The organism is Flavobacterium sp. (assembly GCF_035299005.1).
Classification (GTDB): Bacteria; Bacteroidota; Bacteroidia; order Flavobacteriales; family Flavobacteriaceae; genus Flavobacterium.
Genome location: NZ_DATGXL010000015.1, coordinates 216,098 through 238,178, shown reverse-complemented (window position 1 = coordinate 238,178; position 22,081 = coordinate 216,098). Strand labels below are relative to the sequence as shown.

Annotated in this window: 19 protein-coding genes and 4 tRNA genes; 22 read left to right on the top strand and 1 reads right to left on the bottom strand. The window is 33.1% G+C overall.

Annotated elements, in window-relative coordinates:
• Positions 1-61: 61 nt before the first annotated feature.
• The gene (locus VK164_RS12675) at positions 62-1,423 is read left to right on the top strand and encodes a pyridoxal-phosphate dependent enzyme (protein ID WP_324209698.1); all 1,362 of its coding nucleotides are present in this window, start codon (positions 62-64) and stop codon (positions 1,421-1,423) included.
• Positions 1,424-1,460: 37 nt separating this feature from the next.
• Here VK164_RS12675 and VK164_RS12670 read toward each other — a convergent pair whose 3' ends face one another.
• Positions 1,461-3,149, bottom strand: a complete 1,689-nt coding sequence (locus tag VK164_RS12670; RefSeq protein ID WP_324209697.1) for a GLPGLI family protein — start codon at positions 3,147-3,149, stop codon at positions 1,461-1,463.
• Between the two features lie 66 nt (positions 3,150-3,215).
• On the opposite strand from VK164_RS12670, the gene VK164_RS12665 reads away from it, so the two are divergent.
• The 21 genes from VK164_RS12665 to VK164_RS12565 all read left to right on the top strand — a co-directional run bounded on the left by VK164_RS12665 (position 3,216) and on the right by VK164_RS12565 (position 22,028).
• Positions 3,216-4,484, top strand: coding sequence for a DUF2851 family protein (locus tag VK164_RS12665; RefSeq protein WP_324209696.1), 1,269 nt, complete (start codon positions 3,216-3,218; stop codon positions 4,482-4,484).
• Between the two features lie 28 nt (positions 4,485-4,512).
• Entirely contained in the window at positions 4,513-4,734 is a 222-nt protein-coding gene (locus tag VK164_RS12660; protein ID WP_324209695.1) for a PspC domain-containing protein, read from the top strand.
• An 11-nt stretch (positions 4,735-4,745) separates the two neighbouring features.
• Positions 4,746-5,621, top strand: a complete 876-nt coding sequence (locus VK164_RS12655; RefSeq protein WP_324209694.1) for a ComEA family DNA-binding protein — start codon at positions 4,746-4,748, stop codon at positions 5,619-5,621.
• 35 nt (positions 5,622-5,656) lie between these two features.
• Entirely contained in the window at positions 5,657-6,826 is a 1,170-nt protein-coding gene (locus VK164_RS12650) for an acyl-CoA dehydrogenase family protein (RefSeq protein WP_324209693.1), read from the top strand.
• Positions 6,827-6,900: 74 nt separating this feature from the next.
• Complete coding sequence (rpsU, locus tag VK164_RS12645; RefSeq protein ID WP_166236606.1) at positions 6,901-7,095, top strand: 30S ribosomal protein S21; 195 nt, start codon at positions 6,901-6,903, stop codon at positions 7,093-7,095.
• Between the two features lie 66 nt (positions 7,096-7,161).
• A complete protein-coding gene (locus VK164_RS12640; RefSeq protein ID WP_324209692.1) occupies positions 7,162-8,055 on the top strand; it encodes a tyrosine-type recombinase/integrase in 894 nt (297 codons plus the stop codon).
• 34 nt (positions 8,056-8,089) lie between these two features.
• Positions 8,090-8,389: a ribosome hibernation-promoting factor, HPF/YfiA family gene (gene hpf, locus VK164_RS12635; RefSeq protein WP_324209691.1), complete on the top strand. Its 300-nt coding sequence runs from the start codon at positions 8,090-8,092 to the stop codon at positions 8,387-8,389.
• 95 nt (positions 8,390-8,484) lie between these two features.
• Positions 8,485-8,558 (top strand) — tRNA-Thr (locus VK164_RS12630).
• A 32-nt stretch (positions 8,559-8,590) separates the two neighbouring features.
• Positions 8,591-8,672, top strand: a tRNA-Tyr gene (locus tag VK164_RS12625).
• A gap of 72 nt (positions 8,673-8,744) precedes the next feature.
• Positions 8,745-8,816: transfer RNA gene (locus VK164_RS12620), tRNA-Thr, on the top strand.
• 57 nt (positions 8,817-8,873) lie between these two features.
• Positions 8,874-10,061, top strand: coding sequence for an elongation factor Tu (tuf, locus tag VK164_RS12615; RefSeq protein ID WP_324209690.1), 1,188 nt, complete (start codon positions 8,874-8,876; stop codon positions 10,059-10,061).
• Positions 10,062-10,114: 53 nt separating this feature from the next.
• A tRNA-Trp gene (locus VK164_RS12610) sits at positions 10,115-10,186 on the top strand.
• Between the two features lie 15 nt (positions 10,187-10,201).
• On the top strand, positions 10,202-10,396 hold the full coding sequence (secE, locus tag VK164_RS12605; protein WP_166236610.1) for a preprotein translocase subunit SecE: 195 nt from the start codon (positions 10,202-10,204) through the stop codon (positions 10,394-10,396).
• A 10-nt stretch (positions 10,397-10,406) separates the two neighbouring features.
• A complete protein-coding gene (nusG, locus tag VK164_RS12600; RefSeq protein WP_324209689.1) occupies positions 10,407-10,958 on the top strand; it encodes a transcription termination/antitermination protein NusG in 552 nt (183 codons plus the stop codon).
• A 66-nt stretch (positions 10,959-11,024) separates the two neighbouring features.
• The gene (gene rplK / locus VK164_RS12595) at positions 11,025-11,462 is read left to right on the top strand and encodes a 50S ribosomal protein L11 (RefSeq protein WP_008256586.1); all 438 of its coding nucleotides are present in this window, start codon (positions 11,025-11,027) and stop codon (positions 11,460-11,462) included.
• A gap of 20 nt (positions 11,463-11,482) precedes the next feature.
• Positions 11,483-12,172 carry a 50S ribosomal protein L1 gene (rplA, locus tag VK164_RS12590; RefSeq protein WP_324209688.1) on the top strand — a complete coding sequence of 230 codons (690 nt, stop codon included), beginning with the start codon at positions 11,483-11,485 and terminating at the stop codon, positions 12,170-12,172.
• 22 nt (positions 12,173-12,194) lie between these two features.
• Positions 12,195-12,692, top strand: a complete 498-nt coding sequence (rplJ, locus tag VK164_RS12585; protein ID WP_324209687.1) for a 50S ribosomal protein L10 — start codon at positions 12,195-12,197, stop codon at positions 12,690-12,692.
• Positions 12,693-12,746: 54 nt separating this feature from the next.
• Entirely contained in the window at positions 12,747-13,118 is a 372-nt protein-coding gene (gene rplL, locus VK164_RS12580) for a 50S ribosomal protein L7/L12 (protein ID WP_166236614.1), read from the top strand.
• A gap of 259 nt (positions 13,119-13,377) precedes the next feature.
• A complete protein-coding gene (gene rpoB / locus VK164_RS12575) occupies positions 13,378-17,190 on the top strand; it encodes a DNA-directed RNA polymerase subunit beta (RefSeq protein WP_324209686.1) in 3,813 nt (1,270 codons plus the stop codon).
• A 68-nt stretch (positions 17,191-17,258) separates the two neighbouring features.
• Positions 17,259-21,557 carry a DNA-directed RNA polymerase subunit beta' gene (gene rpoC, locus VK164_RS12570; RefSeq protein ID WP_324209685.1) on the top strand — a complete coding sequence of 1,433 codons (4,299 nt, stop codon included), beginning with the start codon at positions 17,259-17,261 and terminating at the stop codon, positions 21,555-21,557.
• Between the two features lie 162 nt (positions 21,558-21,719).
• Positions 21,720-22,028 carry a DUF3467 domain-containing protein gene (locus VK164_RS12565; protein WP_324209684.1) on the top strand — a complete coding sequence of 103 codons (309 nt, stop codon included), beginning with the start codon at positions 21,720-21,722 and terminating at the stop codon, positions 22,026-22,028.
• Positions 22,029-22,081: the final 53 nt, after the last annotated feature.

Sequence of the window (22,081 nt, the reverse complement as noted above, 5' to 3'; positions counted from 1 at the left end):
TACTATCTTTGCCAAAATTTTGAGGGCAGCTTGTTTTCAAAATCTAATACTAAATTTTAAAATGAAATACGCTAAAAATATATTAGAAACTATTGGTAATACTCCTTTAGTACAATTAAATAAAGTAACTGCTGAAGTTGATGCATTAGTATTAGCTAAAGTTGAAACCTTCAATCCTGGAAATTCTGTTAAAGATAGAATGGCTGTAAAAATGATTGAAGATGCTGAAGCTGACGGTAGATTAAAACCCGGAGGAACTATCATCGAAGGAACTTCAGGAAATACTGGAATGGGTTTAGCTTTAGCTGCTATTGTAAAAGGATATAAATGTATTTTTGTAATTTCAGATAAGCAGTCTAAAGAAAAGTCAGATATCCTACGTGCTGTTGGTGCAAAAGTAATCGTTTGTCCAACCGATGTAGAACCAACCGATCCACGATCTTATTATTCCGTATCTAAAAAATTAGGAGAAGAAATTCCAAATTCTTGGTACGTAAATCAATACGATAATCCAAGTAACGCAATTGCGCATTACGAACAAACAGGTCCTGAAATTTGGGAACAAACCGAAGGGAAAATTACGCATTTTGTAGTAGGCGTTGGAACTGGAGGAACGATTTCAGGTGTAGCTAAATATTTAAAAGAAAAAAATCCAAATATTAAAATTTGGGGAATTGATACATATGGTTCTGTTTTCAAAAAATACCATGAGACTGGAATTTTTGATGAGAACGAAATTTATTCATACATCACCGAGGGAATAGGTGAAGATATTTTACCTAAGAATGTTGATTTTTCATTAATCGACGGTTTTACTAAAGTTACCGATAAAGATGCAGCTGTTTATACAAGAAAAATAGCTTTAGAAGAAGGGATTTTTGTAGGAAACTCTGCTGGAGCAGCAGTTAAAGGTTTGTTGCAGTTAAAAGAACATTTTGGGCCAAATGATGTAGTTGTAGTTTTATTTCACGATTCGGGAAGCCGTTACGTTGGCAAAATGTTTAATGATGATTGGATGCGTGAAAGAGGTTTCTTAGAAGAAGAAATAACAAAAGCTGAGGATTTAATAAAAGAACACATTGATAAGCCATTGGTTGTAGTTCGTACAGAAGAATTGGTTTCACACGCAATTGAAAGAATGAGAAAATATAAAATTTCTCAAATTCCAGTAATTGATATCAACGGATTTGTAGGTTCTGTTGATGAATCTGATTTGTTCCAAAGCTTTATTTCAGATAAAAATACAGCGGAGAGACCAATTCGAGAAGTAATGGGAAAACCATTTCCAATTGTAAAAATAGGTACGCCAGTTGAAGATGTTTCTAAACTAATTACTAAAGACAACCAAGCTGTTTTAGTGGATTTAGGAAATGGTAAACACCATATTATTACTAAATATGATATCATTGGTTCAATAAAATAATAGAATAAAAAAGGGCGTTCAATTGAACGCCCTTTTTTTATTCTCCTAATAAAACGCCTGAAACATTCCAAGCACTAAAACTTCCGCCTTCGTTTGCACCTTGGGGAATTTTAACTTGTATTGTATGTGTTCCCGCTTTTAAATCTCCTAATTCAATATAGATCGGATTAGTTGCTGTTCCAGGACACCAATTTGAACGACTTAAATCAGATGAGGATAAGCCATCATTAAAATTTCCAGAAGCGGGATTAAATAAACGATAGCTACCACAATCTTGTCGCCAAGGAATAAATGAAAATATTTCTTTTCCATTTAAAAAAATAGTGTTTTTCTTTGGAACAAATTCGTCACCGTTTTCCCAACCTCCATGTCCAGTAGTGATATAGCGCAATTTAGCGTTTTTAATTTCTTTATCAACTACAAAAGTTACCTCCAATCCTTTTTCATGGTTAAACATCGTAGCATATTCCTGACCTGCCATTTCCATAACATTTGTGGTATTAAATAACGGAATAGAAATGTTGTTTTTATTTAATGAACTCTCGCTTGGATTAATGGTAATATTCATCGAAATTTTGTGTCCACCTTTATCATAGTTGCCAATAAATGTACCTACATAGACAGTTTTTCCTGATATATTTGATTTTAAATCGGTAATATCCATTCGATATGGAACCGTTTCGTGCCAAGTTTTGTCTTTCAATTGAATGTAGTTGTATTGCTTAATTCCAAATGGTGTAAAAAAGCGCATTAATTCAATAATAGGAGTGTATTCATTTGTAGCCACAATACCTTGATATTGTTTTCCATTACCGTTTTCATAAATAGGTAAAGTTTTACTTCCGTATTGCAAGCCATCTAAAAATGATTGTTTCTTGTCTTGTGGAATTACAAAAACCGAACCCGTTCTATCATATGCATCACCATTGGATTGTTCTATCAAATCCAAAAAGAGTAAATCACTTTTTTTTATTTCAGGAAATTTAATTTTTTTCAAGATAATAGTTCCGTTTGCAAATCGTAGAATGCTGTCGTTTGACTTTGAAGTATCTGAAAAGTTGATGATTTCATTTTCAAACACTTTTATTGTAGTAAAACGACTCTTCCAAACTAAATCTTTGTAGGATAATCCATCAATAAGCTTGCTTTTCGTGGTATATTTTTGAAGTTCTAAACTAGGATTAACGTTTTTTATTTTTTCAATTTTTGATGCTGAGATTACAAAATTACCATTTCGAACCATTTCTAAAACTAAACCAATGTTTTGTCCTAAAGAAGTTGGAGCTCCTTTAATTTCAAGTTCGTTAGTATACCAAAGTTCAATAGTGTTTGAATTGATAATTGTCTTTGCTTTTTGGCATTTGTAGCCTAAAATGGTTTTGGTTTCTGCTAAAAATTCAAAAGTTTGTTTTGCTAAAGAAAGACTGTCTACCGTTGTAACAGATTTTTCTTTCTGGAGTTGGGTAACTTGTACAACTTTATTTTCAGAACGATTAATCAGAGATTGCTCAAATGGATATAATGCTTTTCCATTATTTATCTTTTCTGAAGTAATCAACGTTTCTGATTTGCTCGAAAAAACTAAAATAGCGTCTTGATTTTCAATTAGTTTTCCGTTTGAACTTCTAGTATAGATTATTTTTAGACCTTTTGTTGGTTTTACTTTGGTTTGAGCGTTAACCAAAGAAAGAAAACTTAATAAAGTAATGGTTATAATTTTTTTCATAAAAGTTGAGTTGTTCAGCAAATATAATTTTTTATCTTTGTTTTTCAATTATATACGCCATACAGAATGAAAGAAGATTTTTTACACCACGTGTGGCAGCATAAGAAATTTGCTGTTACTCAACTTCAAACTACTACGGGAGAATCGATTCAGATTCTAAATTCAGGTCAATATTTGCAGCTTGCTGGGCCTGATTTTTTCAATGCACAAATTATTATTGGTAATCAAAAATGGGCTGGGAATGTAGAAATTCACATCAAGTCATCAGATTGGTATGTTCATAATCACCAGAATGATTCAAATTATGATTCAGTTATTTTACATGTGGTTTGGGAATATGATACACCAATTTTTAGAAAAGATAATCTAGAAATTCCCACACTTGAATTAAGAAATTATGTGGCATTATCTGATTTACATAAATATCAATCTTTAGTTTCTCAAAAGTCTTGGATTTATTGTGAAAATGAAATTAAAAATGTAGATGGTTTTATTTTTAAGAATTGGCAAGAACGTTTATATTTTGAACGTTTGGAGCGAAAATCTGAAGAAATTATGGAGTTGTTAGCTGAGTCAAATAATGATTGGGAAGCGGTTTTGTTTTGTCTTTTAGCTAAAAATTTTGGATTGAATACAAATGGTTCATTGTTTTTAAAGATGGCTAAATCAATTCCATTTTCAGTTGTTAGAAAAGAATCATATATAGTTGAGAATTTAGAAGCCTTGTTTTTTGGTCAAGCAAATATGTTAGTGTCTAATTTTCAGGATAATTATACAAAAAAGCTACATCAAGATTATACATATATAATACAAAAACATAAAATACAAAAAAGTGTTTACGAAAATGTTGCTTTTTTCAAACATCGACCGGATAATTTTCCAACCATTCGTTTAGCGCAATTGGCAGCTTTATACCATAATGAACAAAATTTATTTTCAAAAATTATAAATGCTGTAGCTATTGCTGATATTTATAATTTACTCAGAGTTGAAGTAAATAATTATTGGGAGTTTCACTATAATTTTGATAAAAAAAGTGTTCCTAAGAAAAAGAAAATAACAAGATCTTTTGTTGATTTAATTATAATTAATACCATAATTCCTGTGCGATTTGCCTATGAACAAAGTGTACAAAAAGAATATTCTCAAGAAATGATTGAATTATCAACTGCTATTCAGCCAGAAAGGAATATTGTTATTGATAAATTTGCATCAATTGGAATTTTTGCTAAAAATGCATTTGAAACACAATCACTATTGCAATTAAAAAACGAGTATTGTGATTCTAAAAAATGTTTACAATGCGCAATAGGTGCTTTTTTACTTAAAAATTAATTGTATTTTTGAATAAAATTAATGGTCTATGATCCAAAATCTATTACATTTTTTTGAAAAACATGGTTTTTTTGTAGCGTCACGTTTAGCTGATAAGTTAGGAATGAGAGCTACAAATGTGCGATTGTTTTTTATTTATATTTCTTTTATTACAGTTGGTTTAGGTTTTGGATTTTATCTTACTTTGGCTTTTATCTTAAAATTAAAAGACATGATAAAAACAAAACGAACTTCTGTTTTTGATTTGTAATTTTTGATTCCATGGATAGGCTGAAATCTTATTTTTTGTTTTCTAAAGAACATAGAAGCGGAATCGTTTTATTGTTAATTCTTATTGGGATTACCCAATTAGTATATTATTGGTATTCAAATAGTAATATAATTAGTAAGTCCAAAGATGACAAAGCATGGTTATTGGTGCAAAATGAAATTGATAGTTTGAAACAAACAGTTGCAACACGAAGAGATACAATTTATCCATTTAATCCTAATTTTATTACTGATTACAAAGGTTATAAATTAGGAATGACTGTTGCGGAGATTGATAGATTAAAACAATTTAGAAATCAGAATAAGTATGTTAATTCTGCAGAGGATTTTCAAAAAGTTACTAAAGTTTCAGATAAATTATTACTTAAAATTTCTCCTTATTTTAAATTTCCAGATTGGGTAACTAATAAATCTTCAAGTACATCTGAAAAGTTTCATAAATTTTTGCCTAAAGAAAAAGTAACTATTATTCAAAAAGACATTAATGCAGCAACCAGAGAAGAATTAATTGCTGTTTATGGTATTGGAGAAAAATTAGCAGACAAAATACTTAGCGACAAGGAAAAACTTGGAGGTTTTGTAAGTATGGAGCAATTTCAATTTATGTGGGGTATTAGCCCAGAAGCATTTGCCGATTTGGAAAAACGATTCGTGGTTAAAAATATAAGTTCCGTTAAAAAAATTGCAATCAATAATTTGTCAATGAAAGAATTGGCAAAATTTCCATATTTCAATTATTCCGTTGCAAAAGAAATAGTTGTTTACCGAACAATGAATAACGGAATTAAAGAAATTGCGGATTTAACAAAAATTAAAGGAATGCCTAATGAAAAAATAAAAATAATCGCCTTATATTTGGAATTCTAAAAAAATATTAAAATTTTAAATCAAATTCCAATTATATGAATTCAATATATTTCACAGAAGAGCACCAATTATTTAGAGCTAGTTTACGAGATTTTTTGCAAAAAGAAGTGGTGCCACATATTGAAAAATGGGAAAAAACAGGTACGATTGAACGTTTTATTTGGAAAAAATTTGGCGAGATGGGCTTTTTTGGAATTCGTTATCCTGAGGCTTATGGTGGACTAAATTTGGATTTATTTTATACTGTAGTATTTTTAGAAGAACTTCAAAAAATAAAATCAGCTGGTTTTGCAGCAGCTATGTGGGCACATTCTTATTTAGCAATGACGCATTTGAATGCTGAAGGAGATGAACAAATTAAGCGAAATTATTTAGCGCCAAGTATTTCAGGAGATAAAATAGGAGCGTTGTGTATTACAGAACCTTTTGGAGGTAGTGATGTTGCAGGAATGAGAACAACAGCTATAAAGCAAGGAGATAAGTATGTGATTAATGGCTCAAAAACATTCATTACAAATGGTGTTTACGCAGATTATTATGTTGTGGCGGCAAAAACTACTCCGGATGTGGGGAATAAAGGAATCAGTATATTTTTAGTTGACACAAATACAAAAGGAATTTCAGCAACAAAATTAGATAAATTAGGATGGAGAGCCTCAGATACAGCAGAAATTGCATTTGATAATGTGGAAATTCCGCTTGAGAATTTAATGGGTGAAGAAGGAAAAGGTTTCCCGTATATTATGCAACATTTTGCTTTAGAGCGTTTAATCATGGCTATTAATGCTCATGCTAGGGCTGAATACGCTATTGAGTATACGATTGAATACATGTCTCAACGCGAGGCTTTTGGAACTACAATAGATAAATTTCAAGCGCTAAGACATACTATGGTTGAGCACGCAACAGATGTTGAGCATTGTAAAATATTTAATTACGCTGCTGTAGCTAGATTAGATAAAGGCGAGTATGTAGTTAAAGAAGCTACAATGGCAAAATTAAAATCTACAAAAGTTGCTGATGAAACAATTTATAGTTGTTTACAAATGTTAGGTGGTTATGGTTATATGGAAGAATATCCGTTAGCTCGTTTGTTAAGAGATAGTCGTTTAGGGCCTATTGGTGGAGGTACTTCAGAGATTTTAAAAGAAATTCTGTCAAAAATGATATTTGACAAGCAAAATTATAAACCAGCTGTTAAATAATTTTTTGAATTTTAATTTCTAATTCAGAATTATTTTTTACATTTGCACCCTTAACGAGAGGAGGTGTCAATATTATGTTAATTATACCAATTAAAGACGGAGAAAATATCGATAGAGCATTAAAGCGCTATAAAAGAAAATTTGATAAAACTGGAACTGTTCGTCAGTTACGTGCACGTCAAGCTTTCATTAAGCCTTCTGTGACAAACAGAGCTAAAATCCAAAAAGCAGCATATATTCAAGGATTGAGAGACTCATTAGAGAGTTAGTATTTTTTGAATAAAATATAAAACCGCTAGATAATAAAGTGTAACTTTGTTTCTAGCGGTTTTTTTATGGATTCAAATATTAAAGCATATCAAGATTATTTAATTAAAGAGAAAAATTATTCTCCTTTAACGGTGCAAGCTTATATTGCTGATGTATTTTCTTTTCAGCAATATTTAGAAGATAGTCATGAATCAATATTAATGGAAGAAGTGATTTATTCACAAATTAGAAGTTGGATTGTGGTTTTAGTGGAAAAAAATATTTCTAATGCTTCAATAAACAGAAAAATTTCTTCTTTAAAATCATTTTATAAATTTCTTTTAAAGAGTAAACAGATTTCGGTTAATCCATTGTTGAAACATAAGTCGTTAAAGACAGCTAAAAAAGTTCAAATTCCGTTTTCTGAAAAAGAACTTCAAGATGTTTTTGAACTTAATTCGTATACAAATGATTTTGAAGGAATTCGTAATCAGTTAATTATTGAATTGTTTTATACTACAGGGATGCGAAGAGCAGAGATGATAAATTTAAATGTAACTAATGTTGATTTATTGCAAAAGACAATTAAAGTTATTGGAAAACGTAATAAAGAAAGAATTATTCCATTGCTTGATTGTACCATAAGATTAATAGAATTGTATAAAGAGCAACGAAATCATTTAGAGGTAATTAGCAATAATGAGATGTTAATTTTATCTAAAACTGGAAATAAAGTGAGTGAATCGTTTGTTTATCGTTTAATAAATGAGTACTTTAGTACTGTGTCACAAAAAACAAAAAGGAGTCCACACGTTCTTAGGCATTCATTTGCAACACATTTGTTAAACAATGGAGCCGATTTAAATTCAGTAAAAGAGTTATTAGGTCACGCTAGTTTGTCTTCCACTCAAATTTACACACACAGCAGTTTGGCTGAATTAAAAAAAGTATATCAAGAAGCGCATCCTAGAAATAAATAATAACTCATTGTATAACCTATTTAATCGAAAAAATATGAAAGTTAACTTGCAAGCAGTAAATTTTAATGTTGACAGAAAACTTATTGATTTTGTTCAAGAGAAGTTAGATAAATTAGAAAAGTATTATGATAAAATTGTTTCATCTGATGTTTTTTTAAAAGTTGAAAATACAAGTGATAAAGAAAATAAGACTGTCGAGATAAAAATCAATGTTCCAGGAGATGATTTTGTGGTAAAAAAAACAGCAAAATCTTTCGAAGAAGGAGTAGATTTGGCGGTTGATTCTTTAGAGAGAGTTATTGTGAAAAGAAAAGAAAAATTGCGAGCGAATTGATATTCTAAAAAAAAAGATAAAAAATGTTTTGATTCAAAAATAAATTCTATACATTTGCAGTCCGTTAGAAATAGCGGACTTTTTATATTTAAGTTGCCGGTGTAGCTCAGCTGGCTAGAGCAGCTGATTTGTAATCAGCAGGTCGTGGGTTCGAGTCCCTCCATCGGCTCAAAGTTGTAAGTAACTAAATGTAAAAGGTTTGGGGAGATACTCAAGCGGCCAACGAGGGCGGACTGTAAATCCGCTGACTACGTCTTCGCAGGTTCGAATCCTGCTCTCCCCACAAGATTATGAATTTAGAAATAGGAGTTTGGTTTTTTCTGAATTCTAACGTCTAACTTCTGAACTCACAAAAGCCGGTGTAGCTCAGGGGTAGAGTGCTTCCTTGGTAAGGAAGAGGTCACGGGTTCAATTCCCGTCATTGGCTCTTAAAAAAGTTTATTTTTTGAACACTAATATATAACTAAGATTAAATTATTAAATCATGGCAAAAGAAACCTTTGATCGTTCGAAGCCCCATTTGAATATTGGTACTATCGGACACGTTGACCACGGTAAAACTACATTAACTGCTGCAATTACTAAAGTATTAGCAGATGCTGGTTTATCAGAAGCAAAATCATTTGATCAAATTGATAATGCTCCAGAAGAAAAAGAAAGAGGTATTACAATTAATACATCACACGTAGAATATTCTACTCAAAACCGTCACTATGCTCACGTTGACTGTCCAGGTCACGCGGATTACGTTAAGAACATGGTTACAGGTGCTGCTCAAATGGATGGTGCTATCTTAGTAGTTGCTGCTACTGATGGTCCAATGCCACAAACTAGAGAGCACATCCTACTAGGTCGTCAAGTTGGTGTGCCTAGAATGGTTGTATTCATGAACAAAGTGGATATGGTTGATGATGCTGAATTATTAGAATTAGTAGAAATGGAAATTAGAGATTTATTATCTTTCTATCAATATGATGGTGATAATGGTCCAGTTATTCAAGGTTCTGCTTTAGGTGGATTAAATGGAGATCCAAAATGGGTTGCTACTATCATGGAATTAATGGAAGCTGTTGATAACTGGATTGAATTACCAGTTCGTGACGTTGAAAAACCTTTCTTAATGCCAGTTGAAGATGTATTTACAATTACTGGTCGTGGAACTGTAGCTACAGGTCGTATCGAAACAGGAGTTGCTAATACAGGTGATCCAGTTGAAATCATTGGTATGGGAGCTGATAAATTAACTTCTACTATTACAGGGGTTGAAATGTTCCGTAAAATCCTTGATAGAGGTGAGGCTGGTGATAACGTAGGTTTATTATTAAGAGGTATCGCTAAAGAAGATATTAAAAGAGGAATGGTAATTGTTAAGCCAGGATCTGTTAAACCACATGCTCATTTCAAAGCTGAGGTGTATATCTTGAAAAAAGAAGAAGGTGGACGTCATACTCCATTCCATAATAACTACCGTCCTCAGTTTTATGTACGTACAACTGACGTAACGGGTACTATTTCTTTACCAGCTGGTGTAGAGATGGTTATGCCTGGTGATAACTTAACAATTGATGTTCAATTATTAAGTCCTATCGCTTTATCAGTAGGTTTACGTTTTGCTATCCGTGAAGGAGGTAGAACAGTTGGTGCTGGTCAGGTTACTGAAATTTTAGACTAATTAAAAGTCAAATAATAAATTAAACCAGCAGTTCGCTGCTGGTTTTTTAACAAACGGGCGTAGTACAAGGGCTAGTATAGTGGTCTCCAAAACCATTGATGGGGGTTCGAATCCCTCCGCCCGTGCAAATAAAGATTAAAATGACAAAAGTAGTTAATTACATATCTGAAGCATTTCAAGAGTTGAAAACAAATGTAACTTGGCCATTATGGGCTGATGTGCAACGTTTGACAATTATTGTGGCAGTATTTTCAATCATTTTTGCTCTATTAACTTGGGGTGTTGATACACTATTTGGTAAAGCAATTGCTGGTTTTTTTAATATTATAAAATAATCTCTCTGCTATGGCTGATAATAATGTGAATAAATGGTATGTGGTAAGAGCTGTAAGTGGTCAGGAAAATAAAGTTAAAGCTTATATTGAAACTGAAACCGCTAGATTAGGAATGTCTGATTACATCTCTCAAGTTCTTGTTCCAACTGAAAAAGTTGTTACGGTTAGAGATGGTAAAAAAATAGCTAAGGATAAAGTTTATTTTCCAGGCTATATTATGATTGAAGCTAACTTAACTGGTGAAATTCCTCATATTATTAAGTCAATTCCTGGTGTGATTGGTTTTCTTGGTGAAACTAAAGGTGGAGATGCTGTGCCATTAAGACAATCTGAAGTAAATAGAATGTTAGGTAAGGTTGATGAATTGTCAGTAAAAGTTGATAATGTATCTATTCCATATACAACTGGTGAAACAGTTAAAGTTATAGATGGTCCTTTTAATGGTTTCAACGGAACTATTGAAAAAGTAAATGAAGAAAAGCGTAAACTTGAAGTAATGGTGAAAATTTTTGGTAGAAAAACACCTTTAGAATTAAGTTTTATGCAAGTTGAAAAAGTATAATTTTCGTTACATATATAAATCACATCAATCGCTTCCAATTGATAGATGTGCTAAATTTTTTTAAAAATGGCAAAAGAAGTTAGTAAAGTAGTTAAACTACAAGTTAAGGGAGGTGCTGCGAATCCATCGCCACCGGTTGGACCTGCTTTGGGGGCTGCTGGGGTTAACATCATGGAGTTCTGTAAGCAATTTAATGCTAGAACACAAGATAAACCTGGCAAAGTTTTACCAGTACAAATTACTGTGTATAAAGACAAGTCTTTTGACTTTGTTGTTAAAACGCCACCTGCTGCAATTCAATTATTAGAGGCAGCAAAGTTAAAGTCTGGTTCAGGTGAACCTAACCGTAAAAAAGTAGCTAGTGTTACTTGGGACCAAATTAAAGCTATCGCTGAGGACAAAATGGCTGATCTAAATGCATTTACATTAGAGAAAGCTATGAGTATGATTGCTGGAACAGCTAGATCTATGGGTATAACAGTAACAGGGAATGCTCCTTTTTAATCGCTAAAAAGAATTAGACAATGGCAAAATTGACAAAAAAGCAAAAAGAGGCTGCAGCAAAAATTGAGAAGAATAAACTATATACTTTAAGAGATGCTTCTGCATTAATTAAACAAGTTGCTTCTGCAAAATTTGATGAGTCTGTTGATATCGCAGTAAAATTAGGTGTTGATCCTAGAAAAGCGAATCAAATGGTAAGAGGGGTTGTAACATTACCTCATGGAACTGGTAAAGATGTAAGAGTTTTAGCTCTTGTAACTCCAGATAAAGAAGCTGAAGCTAAAGCTGCTGGTGCTGACCATGTAGGTTTAGATGATTATCTTCAAAAAATTAAAGATGGTTGGACTGATGTTGATGTAATTATCACTATGCCAGCTGTTATGGGTAAATTAGGTCCATTAGGACGTGTTTTAGGACCAAGAGGTTTAATGCCAAACCCTAAAACAGGAACTGTAACTATGGATGTTGCTAAAGCTGTGCAAGAAGTAAAAGCTGGTAAAATTGACTTCAAAGTTGATAAAACTGGTATCGTTCACGCTGGAATAGGTAGAGTGTCTTTTGATGCTGATAAAATCTATGACAATGCACACGAAATTGTTCAAACATTAATCAAATTGAAACCAACTGCAGCTAAAGGTACTTATATTAAGTCAATTCACTTATCAAGTACACAAAGTCCTGCAATTGCTTTAGATCCTAAAGCAGTTTAATTGGTAGTTAAAAATTTTTAGTATGACTAGAGAAGAAAAATCAATCGCTATTGAAGATTTAACTGCACAGTTAGCGGATGTGAATGTTGTTTATTTAGCAGACATTTCAGGACTAGATGCAGATACTACTTCAAACTTAAGAAGAGCTTGTTTTAAAGCTGGTATTAAATTAGAAGTTGTTAAGAACACATTGTTAGAAAAAGCAATGGAGGCTTCTGATAACGACTTCGGTGATTTAGCATCAGTTCTTAAAGGAAATACTTCTATGTTTATTGCTGATACAGCTAATGGACCAGCAAAAATCATAAAAGAATTCCGTAAGAAAGGTGAAAAACCAATCTTTAAAGGAGCTTATATCAACCAAGAAATTTTTATAGGTGACAACTTATTAGATAGCTTAGTAGCAATTAAATCTAAAGAAGAAGTTATCGCTGAAATTATTGGATTATTACAATCTCCTGCTAAGAGAGTTCTTGCAGCTCTTCAGAATCAACCTGGTAAGGAAGATTCAGCAGAATAATAAGTACGCACTTAATAAATTATATTTTTACAAAACATTTTAAAAGATAGAAAAATGGCAGATTTGAAACAATTCGCAGAACAATTAGTTAACTTAACAGTTAAAGAAGTTAACGAATTAGCAACAATATTAAAAGATGAGTATGGTATCGAGCCTGCTGCTGCAGCTGTTGTAGTTGCTGCTGGTGGTGGAGATGCTGGTGCTGCAGCTGAGCAATCAGAATTTACAGTAGTATTAAAAGATGCTGGTGCTTCTAAATTAGGAGTTGTTAAAGCAGTTAAAGAATTAACTGGTTTAGGTCTTAAAGAAGCTAAAGATTTAGTAGATGCTGCTCCTGCTAATGTAAAAGAAGGAGTATCTAAAGATGAGGCTGAAGGTCTTAAGAAAGCATTAGAAGAAGCTGGAGCTGTAGTTGAGCTTAAATAAGCTAAAACTTAGGTTTAAAAACTAGGTTTAGGCCTTGAGATAACATCTCAAAGGCCTAAACCATTTTGCGTATATTAAAATTTTATAATTTTAACTATTCATGCAAGCATAGAGTAATCAATAACGAAGAAAGAAAATAAACTAAGCTTTCCTGGTTTATTTTTAAAGATGTATTGATTATAAATATAAAAGGAAGTATAAATAAAGCAGTGTTTTTTACACAAAAATTACTTTTTTTAAATCAAAATTTTGTCCATTGATGATAACAAATCAGACTGAAAGATTAAATTTTGCTTCGACAAAAAACATTCCACAATATCCAGATTTTCTAGATATTCAAGTGAAATCGTTTAAAGATTTTTTCCAATTGGAAACTAAATCTGATGAAAGAGGCAACGAAGGGCTGTATAATACCTTCATGGAAAATTTTCCAATTACTGATACGAGAAATCAATTCGTATTAGAATTTCTAGATTATTTTATTGATCCACCTAGATATACCATCGAAGAGTGTATTGATAGAGGTTTAACATATAGTGTACCTCTTAAAGCTAGATTAAAATTATATTGTACTGACCCTGAACACGAAGATTTTGAAACTATTGTTCAAGATGTGTATTTAGGAACAATACCATATATGACACCTAGCGGAACATTCGTAATTAATGGTGCTGAGCGTGTAGTTGTATCGCAATTGCATAGATCTCCAGGTGTATTCTTTGGACAGTCTTTCCATGCAAATGGAACTAAATTATATTCTGCCAGAATCATTCCTTTTAAAGGTTCTTGGATTGAATTTGCTACCGATATTAACAACGTAATGTATGCATATATCGATAGAAAGAAAAAATTACCTGTAACTACTTTATTCAGAGCTATCGGATTTGAAAGAGATAAAGATATCTTGGAAATTTTCGACTTAGCTGAAGAAATTAAAGTTTCTAAAACTGGTATCAAGAAATATGCTGGAAGAAGACTTGCTGCACGTGTATTAAATACATGGCATGAAGACTTCGTTGATGAAGATACTGGTGAAGTGGTTTCTATTGAACGTAATGAAATTATCTTAGATCGTGATACGATTCTTGATAAAGATAATATCGAAGAAATAATTGAAGCAGACGTAAAAACTATCCTTTTACATAAAGAGGATAATAATGCGGCTGATTACACAATTATCCACAATACGTTACAAAAAGATCCAACAAACTCTGAAAAAGAGGCTGTTGAACATATTTATAGACAATTACGTAACGCGGAACCGCCTGATGAGGAAACGGCTCGTGGTATTATAGATAAATTATTCTTCTCAGATCAACGTTATAACTTAGGTGAAGTTGGTCGTTATAGAATGAACAAAAAACTTGGTTTAGATATCCCAATGGAAAAGCAAGTCTTGACCAAAGAAGATATTATAACTATTGTTAAATATTTGATTGAATTGATTAACTCAAAAGCTGAGATTGATGATATTGATCACTTATCAAACCGTCGTGTAAGAACTGTTGGTGAACAATTATCAGCACAATTTGGCGTTGGTTTAGCTCGTATGGCTAGAACTATCCGTGAGAGAATGAACGTTCGTGATAACGAGGTGTTTACACCTATTGATTTGATTAATGCTAAAACATTATCATCGGTAATCAATTCATTCTTTGGAACAAACCAGTTGTCTCAATTCATGGATCAAACCAATCCATTAGCGGAGATTACACACAAACGTCGTTTATCTGCGCTTGGACCTGGAGGTTTATCTAGAGAGCGTGCAGGTTTCGAGGTTCGTGACGTTCATTATACACACTACGGAAGACTTTGTCCTATTGAAACACCAGAGGGACCAAATATTGGTTTGATTTCATCTCTTGGAGTTTATGCAAAAGTTAACGGAATGGGATTCATCGAAACACCTTATCGTAAAGTTACGGATGGAGTAGTAGATTTAGAATCAACACCAGTTTATCTTAGCGCAGAAGAGGAAGAAGGAAAAATGATTGCACAAGCAAACATTGAAATGGATGCGAAAGGTAAGATTACAGCCGCAAATGTAATTGCTCGTGAAGAAGGAGATTTCCCAGTTGTGGCTCCATCTGCAGTGCATTATACAGACGTTGCTCCAAATCAAATTGCATCAATTTCTGCTTCATTAATTCCTTTCTTAGAGCATGATGATGCGAACCGTGCATTGATGGGATCTAACATGATGCGTCAGGCTGTTCCATTATTACGTCCTGAAGCTCCAATTGTTGGTACAGGTTTAGAAAGACAAGTTGCTTCTGATTCAAGAGTATTAATCAATGCTGAAGGAAACGGAACTGTTGAGTATGTTGATGCTAATATGATTACGATCAAATACGACAGAACAGAAGAAGAGCGTATGGTTAGCTTTGAAGCTGATGAAAAAACTTATCAATTAATCAAATATAGAAAAACCAACCAAAGTACTTGTATTAACTTAAAACCTATCGTAAGAAAAGGAGACAGAGTTGTTAAAGGTCAAGTATTATGTGAAGGTTATGCTACTCAAAACGGTGAATTAGCAATTGGTAGAAACTTAAAAGTAGCTTTCATGCCTTGGAAAGGGTATAACTTTGAGGATGCGATTGTAATTTCTGAAAAAGTAGTTCGTGATGACGTATTTACTTCATTACATATTGATGATTATACGTTAGAAGTTCGTGATACTAAATTAGGAAACGAAGAGTTAACAAATGATATTCCAAACGTTTCTGAAGAAGCTACTAAAGATTTAGATGAAAACGGAATGATTAGAATTGGTGCCGAGGTAAAACCTGGCGATATTCTAATTGGAAAAATTACACCAAAAGGAGAATCAGATCCTACTCCAGAAGAAAAGTTATTAAGAGCTATCTTCGGAGATAAAGCGGGTGATGTTAAAGATGCTTCATTAAAAGCTTCTCCTTCATTACATGGTGTTGTTTTAGACAAAAAATTATTTGCGAAAGCAGTAAAAGATAAGAGAAAACGCTCTAAAGATAAAGAAGACGTTGATAAATTAGAAACTGAATTCGAAGTTAAATTCAATGATTTAAGAGATAAATTAATTGAAAAATTATTTATCATCATTGATGGAAAAACTTCACAAGGAGTAATGAATGATTTAGGTGAAGAAGTATTGCCAAAAGGTAAGAAATTCACTAAAAAAATGTTACAAGCTGTAGAAGATTTTGCACATTTAACAAAAGGTCAGTGGTCTACAGATGAGCATACAAATGCTATGGTAAACGACTTAATTCACAACTACAAAATCAAGTTAAATGATTTACAAGGTTGGTTAAGAAGAGAGAAATTTACAATCACTGTTGGGGATGAATTACCTTCAGGTATTTTAAAACTTGCTAAAGTTTATATCGCTAAGAAACGTAAACTAAAAGTAGGGGATAAAATGGCAGGTCGTCACGGTAACAAAGGTATCGTGGCTAAAATTGTTCGTCATGAAGATATGCCATTCTTAGAAGATGGAACACCAGTAGATATCGTATTGAATCCACTTGGGGTACCTTCTCGTATGAACATTGGTCAGATTTATGAAACTGTTTTAGGATGGGCAGGTCAGAAATTAGGTAGAAAATTTGCTACTCCAATTTTTGACGGTGCAACTTTAGATCAAATCAACGCATTAACAGATGAAGCAGGAATTCCTCAATTCGGTCACACGTATCTTTATGATGGTGGTACTGGTGAGCGTTTCCACCAAGCGGCAACTGTAGGAGTAATTTACATGTTGAAATTAGGTCACATGGTTGATGATAAAATGCACGCACGTTCTATCGGTCCATACTCATTAATTACGCAGCAACCGTTAGGAGGTAAAGCTCAATTTGGAGGTCAGCGTTTTGGAGAGATGGAGGTTTGGGCTCTTGAAGCATATGGAGCATCAAGTACGCTAAGAGAAATATTAACTGTTAAATCAGATGACGTTATTGGTAGAGCTAAAACCTACGAAGCAATCGTTAAAGGAGAAACTATGCCAGAACCAGGATTACCAGAATCATTCAATGTATTAATGCATGAATTAAAAGGTCTTGGATTAGACATCAGATTAGAAGAATAAATTTATCCCGGGAGTAGCTTCGGTTGCTCCCTTTATAACGCTTTTCATAAATCGAAAGTATTCATATCATGACAAGATTAAAAGATAAAAATACCGTTAAAAGATTTAACAAAATTACGATAGGATTAGCTTCTCCAGAATCTATTTTGGGAGAATCTAGAGGTGAGGTTTTAAAACCAGAGACTATTAACTATCGTACACACAAACCAGAAAGAGATGGTCTTTTCTGCGAAAGAATTTTCGGTCCAGTAAAAGATTATGAATGTGCTTGTGGTAAGTATAAAAGAATTCGCTACAAAGGAATCGTTTGTGACCGATGTGGTGTTGAAGTAACAGAGAAAAAAGTACGTAGAGATAGAGTAGGACACATCAACCTTGTTGTGCCTATTGCTCATATCTGGTATTTTCGTTCGTTACCAAACAAAATTGGTTATATTTTAGGTTTACCATCTAAGAAATTAGATATGATTATTTACTACGAAAGATACGTAGTAATTCAAGCTGGTATTGCTAAAAATGCTGATGGCGAATCATTACAAAGATTAGATTTCCTTACGGAAGAAGAGTATTTGAATATTTTAGATACACTTCCTATGGAAAATCAATATTTAGATGATAATGATCCTAATAAATTCATCGCTAAAATGGGTGCTGAATGTATTATGGATTTATTAGCACGTACTGACTTGGACGAACTTTCGTACAGCTTACGTCACGCTGCTAATAATGAAACATCTAAACAGCGTAAAACAGAAGCATTAAAACGTTTGAATGTTGTAGAATCATTCCGTGAGTCTAACTATAACAGAGAAAACCGTCCTGAATGGATGATTTTGAAAGTAATTCCAGTTATTCCACCAGAGTTACGCCCGTTAGTGCCACTTGATGGAGGTCGTTTTGCAACTTCAGATTTAAATGATTTATACAGAAGAGTAATCATCCGTAACAACCGTTTAAAAAGATTAATGGAAATCAAAGCTCCAGAAGTTATCTTAAGAAACGAAAAACGTATGTTACAAGAATCTGTAGATTCATTATTTGATAACACACGTAAGGCTTCTGCTGTTAAAACAGAATCAAACAGACCATTAAAATCTTTATCAGATTCATTAAAAGGTAAACAAGGTCGTTTCCGTCAAAACTTATTAGGAAAACGTGTAGATTATTCTGCTCGTTCAGTAATCGTCGTTGGTCCAGAAATGAAACTGTTTGAATGTGGTTTGCCAAAAGATATGGCTGCTGAACTATACAAACCATTCGTTATTCGTAAGTTAATCGAAAGAGGAATTGTTAAAACAGTGAAGTCGGCTAAGAAAATTATTGACAAAAAAGAGCCAGTTGTATGGGATATCCTTGAAAATGTAATTAAAGGACATCCAGTATTACTAAACCGTGCTCCTACGTTACACAGACTTGGTATTCAAGCATTCCAACCTAAGTTAATTGAAGGTAAAGCGATCCAGTTACACCCATTAGTATGTACGGCATTCAACGCCGATTTCGATGGTGACCAGATGGCCGTTCATTTACCATTAGGACCAGAAGCTATTTTAGAGGCACAATTATTAATGTTAGCTTCTCACAATATCTTAAATCCTGCAAATGGTGCTCCTATTACTGTACCATCTCAGGACATGGTTTTGGGTCTTTATTATATGACCAAAGAACGTTTGTCTACTCCAGAGCATAAAATTTTAGGCGAAGGATTAACTTTTTATTCTGCTGAAGAGGTAAATATTGCCTTGAATGAAGGAAAATTAGAATTGAATGCGCGTGTAAAAGTGCGTGCTAAAGATTTTAATGAGAATGGAGAATTAGTATATCAAATTATCCAAACTACTGCCGGTAGAGTATTATTTAATGAAGTAGTACCGCAAGCAGCTGGATATATCAACGAGGTTTTAACTAAGAAATCATTGCGTGATATTATTGGTAAAATTTTGGCGGTTACTGATGTTCCAACAACTGCAGCTTTCTTAGATAACATGAAAGATATGGGATACAAATTTGCATTTCGCGGAGGTTTATCATTCTCATTAGGTGATATTAGAATTCCAGAACAAAAAACAAAATTAATTGCAGATGCTAGAGAACAAGTTGAAGGTATCTCAATGAACTATAACATGGGTCTTATTACCAATAACGAACGTTACAACCAAGTTATTGATATTTGGACTTCTGCAAATGCTCAATTGACAGAATTAGCAATGAAAAATATCCGTGAGGACCAACAAGGTTTCAACTCGGTATATATGATGCTAGACTCTGGAGCAAGGGGGTCTAAAGAACAGATTCGTCAGTTAACTGGTATGCGTGGTTTGATGGCTAAGCCAAAAAAATCAACTGCTGGTGGTGGTGAAATTATTGAAAACCCAATTCTTTCTAACTTTAAAGAAGGGCTTTCTATCCTTGAGTACTTTATTTCTACTCACGGTGCTCGTAAAGGTCTTGCAGATACGGCTCTTAAAACTGCCGATGCAGGTTACTTAACACGTAGATTACATGATGTATCTCAAGATGTTATTGTAAACTCTGTAGATTGTGGTACATTAAGAGGAATTGAAGTATCTGCATTAAAGAAAAATGAAGAAATAGTTGAAACATTAGGCGAAAGAATTCTTGGTCGTGTGGCACTACAAAATGTAATTAATCCTTTAGATAATGAAGTGTTAGTTGCAGCAGGAGAGCAAATCACCGAAGCTATCGTTAAGAAAATTGAAGCGTCTCCAGTTGAAAAAGTGGAAGTTCGTTCTCCATTAACTTGTGAAGCTACAAAAGGAATTTGTGCTAAATGTTACGGAAGAAACTTGGCAACAGGAAAAATGACTCAAAAAGGAGAAGCAGTTGGTGTTATTGCAGCACAATCAATTGGTGAACCTGGTACACAGTTAACACTTCGTACGTTCCACGTTGGAGGGGTAGCTGGAGGTATTTCAGAAGAGTCTAGTATTGTTGCTCGTTTTGGAGGTAAATTAGAAATCGAAGATTTAAAAACAGTAAAAGGAGAAGACGCTGATGGAAACGCTGTAGATATTGTTGTTTCTCGTTCAACTGAATTAAAATTAGTAGATGCTAAAACTGGTATTGTATTAAATACACACTATATTCCATATGGTTCTAGTATTTTTGTAAAAGACGGAGACGTTGTTGAAAAAGGTGCTACAATTTGTAAATGGGATCCATATAATGGAGTAATTATTTCTGAATTTACAGGTAAAGTTGCTTATGAAGATTTAGAACAAGGACAATCGTTCTTGGTTGAAATCGATGAGCAAACAGGTTTCCAAGAAAAAGTAATTTCAGAAGGTAGAAACAAAAAATTAGTTCCTACTTTATTGATTTATGGAAAAGATGGCGAATTAATTCGTTCATATAACTTACCGGTTGGTGCTCACCTTATGGTAGATGATGGCGAGAAAATTAAAGCAGGTAAAATTTTAGTAAAAATTCCACGTCGTTCTTCTAAAACAGGCGACATCACGGGAGGTTTACCAAGAATTACCGAGTTATTAGAAGCTCGTAATCCATCTAATCCAGCAGTAGTTTCTGAAATTGACGGTGTAGTTACATTTGGAAAAATCAAAAGAGGAAATAGAGAAATTGCTATTGAGTCTAAATTTGGGGAAGTGAAGAAATACTTAGTAAAACTTTCGAACCAAATCTTAGTACAAGAGAATGACTACGTGAAAGCTGGTACGCCACTTTCTGATGGTGCAATTACTCCAGAAGATATTTTAAGAATTCAAGGACCATCTGCTGTTCAACAGTATTTAGTAAATGAAATTCAAGAAGTTTACCGTTTACAAGGGGTAAAAATCAACGACAAACACTTTGAGGTAGTAATCCGTCAAATGATGCGTAAAGTAAGAATAGTTGATCCAGGAGATACATTATTCTTGGAAGATCAATTAGCTCATACTAGTGATTTCCTTGTAGAAAACGACAAATTATATGGAATGAAAGTAGTGGAAGAAGCTGGTGACTCTGAAAATTTAAAACCGGGTCAAATTATTTCTCCACGTCAGTTAAGAGATGAAAATTCGTTATTAAAACGTAATGATAAAAACTTAGTAGTGGCTCGTGATGTTATCACAGCAACTGCAACTCCTGTATTACAAGGTATTACTAGAGCGTCATTACAAACAAAATCATTCATTTCTGCTGCATCGTTCCAGGAAACAACTAAAGTATTAAATGAAGCTGCTGTTGCTGGTAAAATAGATACTTTAGAAGGATTAAAAGAAAATGTTATCGTAGGACACAGAATCCCTGCCGGTACTGGTATGAGAGATTATGACAATATGATAGTAGGTTCTAAAGAAGAATACAACGAGTTAGTTGCTGCTAAAGAAGAATTTAATTACTAAGAGTAGCACTGATTGAATATTTAAAAGCCTAGCAATTTATTTTGTTAGGCTTTTTTTAATCAAAAAATTATACTTAATCTTGTAAAAGATTATAATACCACTTAAATTAATAAAGTTACATATAAATTGAAGTGATAACTTATATGTTTAAATAAAATAATTATGGAAAATAACAATCAACAAGGGCAAATCAATATCGAGCTAGATGAAAAAACAGCCGAAGGAATTTATTCAAATTTAGCAATCATCAATCATTCAAATTCTGAGTTTGTTTTGGATTTTGTTGCAATAATGCCAGGTGTACCTAAAGCAAAAGTAAAATCAAGAATTGTTTTAACGCCACAACATGCAAAACGATTACTAAAAGCAATGGCAGAAAACATCAGAAGATTTGAAAATCAACATGGTGAAATCACTGAGGGAGAAACCCCAAATATTCCATTAAACTTTGGGCCAACTGGACAGGCATAGAGTACTTTTTTATATTATAACGACTTTTTTTTGTTTTTATCGTTGTTTTGCAT

Excerpts from the sequence above, each read along its gene's own strand:
- VK164_RS12670 (WP_324209697.1), bottom strand. The coding sequence starts at position 3,149 with ATGAAAAAAATTATAACCATTACTTTATTAAGTTTTCTTTCTTTGGTT.
- rplK (WP_008256586.1), top strand. The coding sequence starts at position 11,025 with ATGGCAAAAGAAGTTAGTAAAGTAGTTAAACTACAAGTTAAGGGAGGT.
- tuf (WP_324209690.1), top strand. The coding sequence starts at position 8,874 with ATGGCAAAAGAAACCTTTGATCGTTCGAAGCCCCATTTGAATATTGGT.
- nusG (WP_324209689.1), top strand. The coding sequence starts at position 10,407 with ATGGCTGATAATAATGTGAATAAATGGTATGTGGTAAGAGCTGTAAGT.
- rplJ (WP_324209687.1), top strand. The coding sequence starts at position 12,195 with ATGACTAGAGAAGAAAAATCAATCGCTATTGAAGATTTAACTGCACAG.
- rpsU (WP_166236606.1), top strand. The coding sequence starts at position 6,901 with ATGTTAATTATACCAATTAAAGACGGAGAAAATATCGATAGAGCATTA.
- rplL (WP_166236614.1), top strand. The coding sequence starts at position 12,747 with ATGGCAGATTTGAAACAATTCGCAGAACAATTAGTTAACTTAACAGTT.
- hpf (WP_324209691.1), top strand. The coding sequence starts at position 8,090 with ATGAAAGTTAACTTGCAAGCAGTAAATTTTAATGTTGACAGAAAACTT.
- VK164_RS12565 (WP_324209684.1), top strand. The coding sequence starts at position 21,720 with ATGGAAAATAACAATCAACAAGGGCAAATCAATATCGAGCTAGATGAA.
- VK164_RS12660 (WP_324209695.1), top strand. The coding sequence starts at position 4,513 with ATGATCCAAAATCTATTACATTTTTTTGAAAAACATGGTTTTTTTGTA.
- VK164_RS12675 (WP_324209698.1), top strand. The coding sequence starts at position 62 with ATGAAATACGCTAAAAATATATTAGAAACTATTGGTAATACTCCTTTA.
- rplA (WP_324209688.1), top strand. The coding sequence starts at position 11,483 with ATGGCAAAATTGACAAAAAAGCAAAAAGAGGCTGCAGCAAAAATTGAG.
- rpoC (WP_324209685.1), top strand. The coding sequence starts at position 17,259 with ATGACAAGATTAAAAGATAAAAATACCGTTAAAAGATTTAACAAAATT.
- secE (WP_166236610.1), top strand. The coding sequence starts at position 10,202 with ATGACAAAAGTAGTTAATTACATATCTGAAGCATTTCAAGAGTTGAAA.
- VK164_RS12665 (WP_324209696.1), top strand. The coding sequence starts at position 3,216 with ATGAAAGAAGATTTTTTACACCACGTGTGGCAGCATAAGAAATTTGCT.
- VK164_RS12650 (WP_324209693.1), top strand. The coding sequence starts at position 5,657 with ATGAATTCAATATATTTCACAGAAGAGCACCAATTATTTAGAGCTAGT.
- rpoB (WP_324209686.1), top strand. The coding sequence starts at position 13,378 with ATGATAACAAATCAGACTGAAAGATTAAATTTTGCTTCGACAAAAAAC.
- VK164_RS12655 (WP_324209694.1), top strand. The coding sequence starts at position 4,746 with ATGGATAGGCTGAAATCTTATTTTTTGTTTTCTAAAGAACATAGAAGC.
- VK164_RS12640 (WP_324209692.1), top strand. The coding sequence starts at position 7,162 with ATGGATTCAAATATTAAAGCATATCAAGATTATTTAATTAAAGAGAAA.